The organism is Pseudomonas sp. NPDC089554 (genome assembly GCF_050280645.1).
GTDB lineage: Bacteria > Pseudomonadota > Gammaproteobacteria > Pseudomonadales > Pseudomonadaceae > Aquipseudomonas.
Genome location: NZ_JBNNVR010000070.1, coordinates 21,044 through 29,413, shown reverse-complemented (window position 1 = coordinate 29,413; position 8,370 = coordinate 21,044). Strand labels below are relative to the sequence as shown.

The 8,370-nt window shown below is 65.3% G+C and carries 5 protein-coding genes and 1 pseudogene; all 6 read left to right on the top strand.

The genetic code is table 11. The features are described 5' to 3' along the window. Positions 1-664 (top strand): annotated as a pseudogene (gene mreB / locus ACQKPE_RS19115) (rod shape-determining protein MreB); the annotation flags it as partial. Positions 665-880: 216 nt separating this feature from the next. After that, entirely contained in the window at positions 881-1,843 is a 963-nt protein-coding gene (mreC, locus tag ACQKPE_RS19110; RefSeq protein ID WP_427668187.1) for a rod shape-determining protein MreC, read from the top strand. Further along, positions 1,843-2,331 carry a rod shape-determining protein MreD gene (gene mreD / locus ACQKPE_RS19105; protein WP_427668186.1) on the top strand — a complete coding sequence of 163 codons (489 nt, stop codon included), beginning with the start codon at positions 1,843-1,845 and terminating at the stop codon, positions 2,329-2,331. Before mreC ends, mreD begins: the two co-directional genes overlap by 1 nt. A 33-nt stretch (positions 2,332-2,364) precedes the next feature. Next, positions 2,365-2,964 (top strand): Maf family protein, encoded by a 600-nt coding sequence (locus ACQKPE_RS19100; RefSeq protein ID WP_427668185.1) that lies wholly within the window; start codon positions 2,365-2,367, stop codon positions 2,962-2,964. A gap of 55 nt (positions 2,965-3,019) precedes the next feature. Then, a complete protein-coding gene (rng, locus tag ACQKPE_RS19095) occupies positions 3,020-4,477 on the top strand; it encodes a ribonuclease G (protein WP_427668184.1) in 1,458 nt (485 codons plus the stop codon). 73 nt (positions 4,478-4,550) lie between these two features. Continuing rightward, positions 4,551-8,366, top strand: a complete 3,816-nt coding sequence (locus ACQKPE_RS19090) for a YhdP family protein (protein ID WP_427668183.1) — start codon at positions 4,551-4,553, stop codon at positions 8,364-8,366. Positions 8,367-8,370 lie beyond the last annotated feature (4 nt).

Here is an 8,370-nt window from a genome sequence, read left to right as displayed (position 1 = left end):
TGAATCGGCCCTCGGTGCCGGTGCCCGCGAAGTGTTCCTGATCGAAGAGCCGATGGCCGCTGCCATCGGTGCCGGCCTGCCGGTCGAAGAGGCACGTGGCTCGATGGTCGTCGACATCGGCGGTGGTACCACCGAAATCGCCCTGATCTCGCTGAACGGCGTGGTCTATGCCGAATCCGTACGGGTCGGTGGCGACCGTTTCGACGAAGCCATCGTCACCTACGTGCGCCGTAACTACGGCAGCCTGATCGGCGAATCCACCGCCGAGCGCATCAAGCAGGAAATCGGCACCGCCTACCCAGGTGGCGAAGTGCGTGAAGTCGACGTACGTGGCCGTAACCTGGCCGAAGGCGTACCACGTGCCTTCACCCTGAACTCCAATGAGGTCCTCGAGGCCCTGCAGGAGTCGCTGGCGACCATCGTCCAGGCGGTCAAGAGCGCCCTGGAGCAATCGCCGCCGGAGCTGGCCTCCGACATCGCCGAGCGCGGCCTGGTGCTGACCGGTGGTGGTGCGCTGCTGCGCGACCTCGACAAGCTGCTGGCCCAGGAAACCGGCCTGCCGGTGATCGTCGCCGAAGACCCGCTCACCTGCGTCGCCCGTGGCGGTGGCCGTGCGCTGGAAATGATGGACAAGCACGCCATGGACCTGCTCTCCAGCGAGTGATTGCACTCGCAGGTGCAGGCATGCGCGGTTTACAGGTGGCCCTTGCGGTGCTACCTGTATGTGCTGGCTGGCGCCCATTCGGGCGCCTTTTCCATCTTTACGCAGACGAACCGGTGCATTGCCCCATGTCCAATGACCCCCTGAAACGTCGTCGACGAGGAACGGCCCATTAAACCGCTTTTCTCCAAAGGCCCTTCGCTGGGCGTTCGTCTGCTCGTGCTGGTGGTGCTGTCGGTCGCGCTGATGGTGGTCGACTCGCGTTTCGACCTGCTCAAGCCGGTGCGCAGCCAGATGGGGCTGGTGCTGATGCAATCCTATTGGGTCACCGACTTGCCGCAGCGCGCCTGGCAGGGCGTGGCCGGGCAGTTCGGCAGCCGCACCGAGCTGATCGCCGAGAACGAGAAACTCAAGACCGAGGCCCTGCTGCTGCAAGGGCGCCTGCAGAAGCTGGCGGCCCTGACCGAGCAGAACGTGCGCCTGCGCGAGTTGCTCAACTCTTCGGCGCTGGTCAACGAGAAGGTCGAGGTGGCCGAGCTGATCGGCGTCGACCCCAACCCGTTCACCCATCGCATCCTGATCAACAAGGGCGAGCGTGATGGCGTGTTCCTCGGCCAGCCAGTGCTCGATGCCCGCGGCCTGATGGGCCAGGTGGTCGAGCTGATGCCTTATACCTCGCGCGTGCTGCTGCTCACCGACACCACCCACAGCATTCCCGTGCAGGTCAACCGCAACGGCCTGCGCGCCATCGCCAGCGGCACCGGTAACCCGGAGCGTCTGGAGTTGCGCCACGTGGCCGACACCGCCGACATCAAGGAAGGCGACCTGCTGGTCAGCTCGGGGATGGGCCAGCGTTTCCCTGCCGGCTACCCGGTGGCCACGGTCAATGAAGTGATCCACGACTCCGGCCAGCCTTTCGCCATCGTCCGCGCCATTCCCACCGCAGCGCTCAACCGCAGCCGCTACATGCTGCTGGTGTTCAGCGACCGGCGTACGCCGGAGCAGCGTGCCACCGATGCGGCGATCGCCCAGGAAGAAGCAGATCGCAAGGGCATCACCAGCCCAGAGCAAGCGGCCCCGACGCCTGGCACCGCGCCAACTGCACCGCCTGCACCGGCAGCGACGCCTGCGACCGCCCCTGCACAACCGGCCACGGCACCGGCCCAACCTCGGAGAGAATGATGCCCGGCACGCGCAGTGGTAACGGTTGGGCCATTTGGCTGACCTTCGTCATCGGCTTGCTGCTCAGCGTCACGCCCATGCCGCAGTTCATGGAAATCTTCCGCCCCATGTGGCTGGCGCTGTTGCTGGCGTTCTGGACCCTGGCGCTGCCGAACAAGGTCGGCATGACCACCGCCTTCCTGCTGGGGCTCGCCGAGGACGTGCTGTACGGCACCTTGCTTGGGCAGAATGCCTTGATCCTCACCCTAGTGACCTTCCTGGTGTTGTCTTTGCAGCAGCGCCTGCGCATGTTCCCGATGTGGCAGCAGAGCCTGGTGATCCTGGTGATCTTCGGCATCGCCCAGTTGATCCAGCTGTGGCTCAGCGCCCTGACCGGCAACCGCCTGCCGACGTTGGCCCTGGTGTGGTCGGCGGTGATCAGCGCATTGCTCTGGCCGTGGATCAGCTTTGCCCTGCGCGATCTGCGCCGGCGCCTGCACATCAACTGACCACCACGCCGACACTGACAGGGAGATGTCTGCATGACCGCGCTGTACCTCGCCTCCGGCTCACCGCGTCGCCGTGAGCTGCTGACCCAGATCGGCGTCCCCTTCAGCGCCGTCAGTGCCCCCATCGACGAAACACCCCTGCCCGGCGAGGCTGCACCTGCTTATGTCGAGCGCCTGGCGCGGGCCAAGGCGGCGGCGGGCCTTGCCAGTCTTGCCAGCCCCGGCGTGGTGCTTGGCGCCGATACCGCCGTCGTGCTCGATGGCGTCATCCTCGGCAAACCGGAAAACCGCGAGCAGGCCCTGGCCATGCTGGGCGACCTCTCTGGCCGCGAGCACCAGGTGCTCACTGCCGTGGCCCTGACCGACGGCCAGCGCCAGGCCAGCCTGTGCGTGGCCAGCAGCGTGCGCTTTCGTGCCATTTCCTTCGACGAAGCCTGGCGCTACTGGGCCAGCGGCGAACCGGCAGACAAGGCCGGTGGCTATGCTATCCAAGGTCTTGGCGCGGTATTCGTCACCCACCTCACCGGCAGCTACTCGGCGGTGGTCGGCCTGCCCCTGAGCGAAACCGCAGAGCTGCTGGAAAAATTCGGCATCGCCTGCTGGCAGTCACTCGAGGGCCTTGCAGCGCGCTAGCCAGCCACCGGCCAGCGATCCATCATTACCGAAGACCTTTGACGAGAAGCCTGCCATGAGTGAAGAGATCCTGATCAACATCACCCCGATGGAATCACGCGTGGCAGTGGTGGAAAACGGCGTATTGCAAGAAGTGCACGTCGAGCGCACGCAGCGTCGCGGCATCGTTGGCAACATCTACAAAGGCAAGGTGGTGCGGGTACTGCCTGGCATGCAAGCGGCCTTCGTCGACATTGGCCTGGAGCGCGCGGCGTTCATCCATGCCTCGGAAATCTCCCAGCGCGAAGGCTCGGCGGTCGAGACCATCACCGCCCTGGTGCATGAGGGGCAGGCCCTGGTGGTGCAGGTGACCAAGGACCCGATCGGCACCAAGGGCGCACGCCTGACCACTCAGCTGTCGATTCCCTCGCGCTACCTGGTGTACATGCCGCGCAGCAGCCATGTGGGCATTTCCCTGAAGATCGAAGACGAAGCCGAGCGTGAGCGTCTCAAGCAGGTGGTCAGCGATTCCATGGACCGCGAAGACATCAAGGATGCCGGTGGCTTCATCCTGCGCACCGCCGCCGAGGGCGCGCGGGCCGAAGACATCCTCCAGGACATCCGCTACCTGCGCCGCCTGTGGGAGCAGATTGGTGCGCAGATCAAGACCTGCGGCGCCCCTACGGTGATCTACGAAGACCTCGGCCTGGCCCTGCGTACCCTGCGCGACCTGGTCAACCCGAAGATCGAGAAGATCCGCATCGACTCGCGGGAAACCTTCCAGAAAACCTCGCAGTTCGTCGGCGAACTGATGCCAGAGATCGCCGACCGCCTGGAGCACTACCCTGGCGAGCGGCCGATTTTCGACCTGTATGGCGTGGAAGACGAAATCCAACGCGCCCTGGAGCGCAAAGTACTGCTCAAGTCCGGCGGCTACCTGGTGGTGGACCCGGCCGAGGCGATGACCACCATCGACGTCAATACCGGCGCCTTCGTTGGCCATCGCAACCTCGAGGAGACCATCTTCAAGACCAACCTCGAGGCGGCCACCGCCATCGCCCGCCAGCTGCGCCTGCGCAACATCGGCGGGATCATCATCATCGACTTCATCGACATGGAAGACGAGGAGCACCAGCGCCAGGTGCTGCGCACCCTGGAAAAGCAGCTGGAGCGCGACCACGCCAAGACCAACATCATCGGCATCACCGAGCTGGGCCTGGTGCAGATGACCCGCAAGCGCACCCGCGAAAGCCTCGAGCAGGTGTTGTGCGAACCGTGCATCGCTTGCCAGGGCCGTGGCAAGCTGAAGACCCCTGAAACCATTTGCTACGAAATTTTCCGGGAGATCCTGCGCGAGGCCCGGGCCTACCAGGCCGAGGGTTATCGGGTGCTGGCCAACCAGAAGGTGGTCGATAGGCTGCTGGATGAAGAATCGGGCAATGTCGCTGAGCTGGAGACCTTCATCGGCCGAACCATTCGCTTCCAGGTCGAGTCCATGTATTCCCAGGAACAATATGATGTGGTGCTGCTCTGACGTGCTTTGAAACCCTGCGCCCGGTGGCGAAACCTGCGCCTGCGGCCATAGTTAAGGGACGACTCGGAGGGCCATGGCCATGGGGCGTCTGACCCGCGTTCTAGGCGCCTTGACCCGCTGGGGCCTGGGTTTGTGCGCCCTGTTGGCGGTGCTGGTGGCGTTGTACGTCAGCCTCGGTCGGCAGCTGGTGCCACTGGTTGCCGAGTACCGCGCGGACGTCGAAGCCAAGGCCGAGCAGGCCTTGGGGCTGCCTGTGCACATTGGTGCCCTGGAGGGGCGCTGGAGCGGCTTGGCGCCGGTTTTGCGGGTGCGCGACCTGCAATTGGGCGAGGGCGCCTCGGCCTTGCGCCTCGATGACGTCAAGCTGGTGCCCGACCTCTGGAGCAGCCTCAAGGCCCGCGAGGTGCGCCTGGCGCGCATCCAGCTCGGCGGCTTGCAGTTGATCCTGCATGAAAATGCGCAAGGCCAATGGACCCTTGAAGGCCTGCCGAAGACCGACGACCAACCCACAGACCCTGCCCAGGTGCTGCAGCGCTTGCAACAGCTGGGCAGGGTCGATTTGTTCGACAGCCAGGTGACCTTCCAGCCATGGCGTCGCGATTCGATCACCCTCACCTATGTCAGCCTCGGCTTGCGCGCCGGGCCTACCCAGCAGCGCCTGGAGCTGCGCGCCACCCTGCCAGATGGCCAACCGCTGGCGATGAACCTGCGCGGTCGGGTCAGCGGCGGGCAGTGGCGCGAGGGGCGCTTGCAAGCCTACCTGAGCCTGCCGCAGAGCGACTGGGCGCGCTGGCTGCCGCCGAGCCTGCTGGGGCAGTGGCGGGCCAAGACCCTGCGCGGCGGTGGCGAGGTGTGGGTGGATTGGAACAAAGGCCAACTGCAACGTGCCGTGGTTCGTCTCAACGCGCCCCAACTGCGCGGCGCCTATGCCGGGCGCAAGGCCGTGACCCTCGATAACCTCGCGCTGTCCAGCTGGGTGCGACGGCATGACGATGGCTATGAGGTGGTGGTCGACTCATTGGCCGCAAGCCTTGGCGAAACCCGCTGGGAAACCCACGTGCAAGCCCGCCAGCGCCTGGGCAAGGAGGCGGCCGACGAGACCTGGCAGGTACAGGCCAACCGCCTCGACCTGACGCCACTGACGCCGCTGGTCGATGCCCTGGCACCTTTGCCCGACAACCTCATGACCGTGGTCGACGCCCTGAACGTCACCGGTGCCTTGCGCAATGTGCGCCTGGACGTGCGGCCCAAGGCCGAAGGCGACCAGCGTTTGCAGTTCGCCGCCAACCTGGAGAAGGTCGGCTTCGACGCCTACCACGGCGCCCCGGCAGCAGGTAACGTCAGCGGCAGCATCAGCGGCGACCTCGGGCATGGCGAACTTCGCCTCGATAGCGACGAATTCATGCTGCATCTGTACCCGATCTTCGGCAAACCCTGGCATTACCCGAAAGCCAACGCGCGGCTGACCTGGGCGCTCGACAAGGAAGGTTTCACGCTGATCGCCCCCTACATCAAGGTGCTGGGCGATGAAGGCAAGATCGCCGCCGATTTCCTCATCCGCCTGACGTTCGCCCCAGATACCGAAGACTACATGGACCTGCGCGTGGGCATGACCGAAGGCGATGGGCGCTACACCGCCAAGTACCTGCCCGAGGTGCTCAGCCCGGCGCTTGACGAGTGGCTGCGCAGCGCCATCGTCAAGGGTGCGGTCGATGAAGGCTACTTCCAGTACCAAGGCTCGCTGAACCATGACGCACCGGCGCATTCGCGCAGCATCAGCCTGTTCTTCAAGGTGCATGACGCGGCCCTGGACTTCCAGCCAGGTTGGCCGCAGGTGCAGCAGGTCGACGGCAAGGTCTATATCGAAGACAGCGGCGTGCGTATCAAGGCCAGCAAGGGCCTGCTGCTCGACACCCAGGTAAGCAACGTCGACGTGAACATTCCCCACGTCGAAGGCGATGCACACAGCCACCTGCACCTGGACGGCGACTTCGATGGCAGCCTGGGCGATGGCTTGAAGATCCTCAAGGAAGCGCCCATCGGCACCGGCGAGATCTTCGCCGGCTGGGACGGCGAGGGGCCGCTGCAAGGCAAGGTCAAGCTCGACATTCCCCTGACCCATGGCTTGCAGCCCAAGGTGCGGGTGGATTTCGCCACCCGCGACGCGAAACTCAAGGTGGCGCCCCCGAGCCTCGAGCTGAGCAAGTTGAAAGGCGATTTCACCTTCGACCTGGACAAAGGCCTGAGTGGCAAGGACATCAGCCTGCGGGCCTTCGACAAACCGGTGACCGCGCAGATATTCGCTGAAGGCCAGGCAGGGCAAATCCAGACTCGCATCGCCGCCAGCGGCCAGGTAGCGCTCAAGTCGCTGACCGATTGGCTGCAGTTCGGCCAGCCGCTGCCGGCCACTGGCGAGCTGCCCTACCAGTTGCAGCTGAACCTGGGCAGCCGCGACAACCGGCTGACCGTCAACTCGTCGCTCAAGGGCCTGGCCATCGACTTGCCAGAACCCTTCGGCAAGGCGGCGGCCGATACCCGTGACAGTCGTTTCAGCATGACCTTGCAGGGCGCCGAGCGGCGTTTCGACGCCAGCTATGCCGACACCGCGCGCCTGGCCTACGCCGCGCCTGCCGACAAGCTCGCCCAGGGGCGTGGCGAGTTGTTGCTGGGCAGCGGCGAGGCATCTGTACCCGGCGGCCAAGGCTTGCGCGTACGCGGACGTTTGGAAACCCTGGATATCGCGCCTTGGCAGCAGCAGGCTGAGCGCTTTGCGGGCCAAGACCCAGGCGGTAACGCCCGGCAGAACCTGCAAGGCGTCGACCTGAGCATTGGTCAGTTGAAAGCCTTCGGTATGGACCTGAACCAGGCCGTGGTACGCCTGGCCCGCGGCGGCGAGGCCTGGGACCTGCGCCTGGACAGCCAGGAAGTGATTGGCAACGCCCGCATCCCTGACGCCAAGGCCACCCCCATGGCGGTACACCTGCAAACCCTGCGCCTGGCGCCCGCCGACCCACAGGCGCAGCAGGACGAGAATGCACCCGACCCGCTGGCCGACTTCGACCCGCGCAAGGCCCCGGCCCTGGACCTGACCATCGACAAGCTCTACCGCGGCGACGACCTGTACGGCAGTGCGGCGGTGAAGCTGCGGCCCACGCTCCGTGGCGTGTCACTGGACGATATCGACCTCGACCTCAAGGGCCTGAAGATCGATGGCGCCGGCGGCTGGGAAGGTGAACCCGGCAACAGCGCGAGCTGGTACAAGGGCCGCCTGGACGGCAAGAACCTGGGCGACGTGCTCAGCGCCTGGGGCTTTGCCCCGACCGTCACCAGCCGCGATTTTCGCATGGATGTCGACGGCCGTTGGCCCGGCTCGCCGGCCTGGGTGGGGCTCAAGCGCTTCTCCGGCAGCCTCGACGCCTCGTTGCGCACCGGCCAGTTCGTCGAGGTCGAGGGCAGTGCCCAGGCGCTACGGGTGTTCGGGCTGCTCAACTTCAACTCGATCGGTCGTCGCCTGCGCCTGGACTTCTCCGACCTGTTCAGCAAGGGCCTGGCCTATGACCGAGTCAAAGGCCTGCTGGTGGCCAGCGATGGCGTCTACGTGACCCGCGAGCCGATCACCATGACCGGTCCGTCGAGCAACTTCGAACTCGATGGCACCCTGGACATGGTGCGCGACCGGGTCGATGCCAACCTGCAAGTGACCCTGCCGGTCACCAACAACCTACCTTTGGCCGCGCTGATTGTCGGGGCGCCCGCCGTGGGCGGTGCGCTGTTCCTGGTCGACCGCCTGATCGGTGACCGAGTGTCGCGTTTCGCCAGCGTGAACTACCGCGTCGAAGGGCCGTGGAAAGAGCCTAGAATCACTTTTGTGAAACCTTTCGAGAAATAGCGCC